This is a genomic window from Pseudomonas sp. RL, assembly GCF_000647775.1.
In the GTDB taxonomy this organism is placed as follows: Bacteria; Pseudomonadota; Gammaproteobacteria; order Pseudomonadales; family Pseudomonadaceae; genus Serpens; species Serpens flexibilis.
Window position 1 is genome coordinate 1 of the sequence record NZ_JBOY01000165.1, and the last position, 2,343, is coordinate 2,343.

The window sequence follows — 2,343 nt, forward strand, 5'->3', positions numbered from 1 at the left end:
GGGGCGCGGTAGCCGGCCGGGGCCTGCACCGGCGGCACGGCGCGGCCGCTGTGCTTGACGCGCACGATCTGGTAGCGCCGGCCCAGGTACCACACCGGGGCGCTGACGATGTGCACCAGGCGGGTGAAGGGGAACAGCACGAACAGCGTCACGCCGAGGAACACGTGCAGCTTGTAGACCAGCGACACCGGGGCGATGGCTTCGGCGGCGGCGACCGGCTGCAGGGTGACGATGCTCTGCGCCCAGGTGCCGAGCAGCACCATCACCGAACCGTCCAGGTGGCCGGTGGAGGCGACGATGGTGCCCAGGCCGAGCAGCAGTTGCGCCAGCAGCACGAACAGGATGGCGATATCCGAACGGCTGGAGGTGGCGCGCACCCGCGCATCGCCCAGGCGACGCTGGATCAGCATCACCAGGCCGATCAGGCAGAGGATGCCGAAGAAGCCGCCGGAGACCATGGCCACCAGCTGCTTGTCGGCGCTGCTGATGAACGAGTGGTACAGGGCTTCCGGCATCAGCAGGCCGACGAAGTGGCCACACAGGATGAAGATGATCCCGATGTGGAACAGGTTGCTGGCCAGGCGCATGCCCTTGGGTTGCAGCATCTGGCTGGAGCCGGTTTTCCAGGTGTACTGGGCCAGGTCGAAGCGCGCCCAGCTGCCGATCAGGCAGATGGCCAGGGCGATGTAGGGGTAGACCCCGAACAGCAGGAAATTGAAGTTAGACATTTGCCGTCTCCCGGCCCGGCGCAGCGGGCCCCGTGTTGAAATCCACCCAGTGCAGCGGCACCGCGCCTTCCTCGCGGGCCTTGCCCGGCAGGCTCGCCTGCGACGGGCAGCGCTCCTGCTGCTCGGCCTGCAGGAAGTTCACCTGTTCCTCCTCCCAGACCTTGTCAAGGGCTTCCAGCGAGTCGTCGCGTTCCTCGCCGGCCACCTGCTCGCGCAACTCGGCCACGCTTTCCAGCGGCTGGCCGGCGATCTGCAGCAGGGCGCGGAAGCAGGCCGCGTAGGGGCTCTTGCGCTCGACCAGGCGCGCCGCCAGCAGGGCCAGCAGGTGCGCCACATCCGCCAGGCCCTCGCGGGCCTCCAGGTCCTCGCGGGTGGCGAGGAATTCCAGGTACAGCGGGATGTAGTCCGGCAGCTCGCGCACGCCGATGGCGAACCCGGCAGCCTCGTACTGGGCCATCAGGTCGACCATCGCCTGGCCGCGGTCGCGGGACTCGCCGTGCACGTGTTCGAACAGCAGCAGCGACAGCGCGCGGCCCTTGTCGAACAGCTCGCTGTAGCGCTCCTGCGCGTCCATCAGCTCGCCGCCGGTCAGTTCCTCGAGCAGCAGGCGCAGTTCGCCGCGCTGCTCGGGGCTGATCTCGCGGGCGCCGGAGATGGCTTTCGCCAGCTCCAGGTAGCCCTCGCGCAACGGCTCGGCGGGATAGTCGAGCAGCAGGGAAATCACCTTGAGAATCTGCATGGTCAGTCCTCCCACAGCTGCACGGTCTTGATGATGTCGCGCTGGTTGGCCTTCCTGGCGCCGAACATGTTGGTGTCCGAGGCGCCGCCGCAGCCGCTGCCGAAGCTGAAGCCGCAGCCGGAGCGGTCGCCGAACACGTCGCTCATGGCCTCCTCGCGGTGCGCGGAGGGAATCACGAAGCGGTCCTCGTAGTTGGCGATGGCCAGGTAGCGGTACATGTCGTCGGCCTGGTCGCGGCTCAGGCCGACCTGCTCCAGCACCTTGAGGTCGAGCACGCCGTCCACCTGCTCGGCGCGCTTGTAGGCACGCATGGCCAGCAGGCGCTTGAGGGCCAGCTTGACCGGCTTCTCGTCGCCGGCGGTGAGCAGGTTGGCCAGGTAGCGCACCGGGATGCGCAGGCTGTCCACGTCCGGCAGCACGCCGTCCATGCTCACGTGGCCGGCCTGGGCGGCGTTCTGGATCGGCGACAGCGGCGGCACGTACCAGACCATCGGCAGCGTGCGGTATTCCGGGTGCAGCGGCAGGGCCAGCTGCCAGTCCACCGCCAGCTTGTAGACCGGCGACTTCTGCGCCGCCTCGATCACCGACAGCGGTACGCCGTCCTTCAGCGCCTGCTCGATGACCGCCGGGTCGTTGGGATCGAGGAACATTTCCAGCTGCTTGGGATACAGGTCCTGCTCGTTCGGCGTGCTGGCCACTTCGTGGATGCGGTCGGCGTCATACAGCAGCACGCCCAGGTAGCGGATGCGGCCCACGCAGGTTTCCGAGCAGATGGTCGGCATGCCGGCCTCGATGCGCGGGAAGCAGAAGATGCACTTCTCGGATTTGCCGCTCTTCCAGTTGTAATAGATCTTCTTGTACGGGCAGCCGCTGATG

At 67.7% G+C, this 2,343-nt stretch carries 3 protein-coding genes; all 3 read right to left on the reverse strand.

What is annotated here, in order from left to right:
• On the reverse strand, window positions 1-728 hold a 728-nt coding region (gene narI, locus AS93_RS0117615; RefSeq protein ID WP_027591814.1), incomplete at its 3' end, for a respiratory nitrate reductase subunit gamma.
• Window positions 721-1,467 carry a nitrate reductase molybdenum cofactor assembly chaperone gene (gene narJ, locus AS93_RS0117620; protein ID WP_027591815.1) on the reverse strand — a complete coding sequence of 249 codons (747 nt, stop codon included), beginning with the start codon at window positions 1,465-1,467 and terminating at the stop codon, window positions 721-723. The genes narJ and narI, both read right to left, overlap by 8 nt.
• Window positions 1,468-1,469: 2 nt before the next feature.
• A partial coding sequence (locus AS93_RS0117625) for a 4Fe-4S dicluster domain-containing protein (RefSeq protein ID WP_027591816.1) occupies window positions 1,470-2,343 on the reverse strand: 874 nt, incomplete at its 5' end.

Bases quoted from the DNA above. Each gene is read 5' to 3' on its own strand.
- narJ (WP_027591815.1), bottom strand. From the start codon at position 1,467: ATGCAGATTCTCAAGGTGATTTCCCTGCTGCTCGACTATCCCGCCGAG.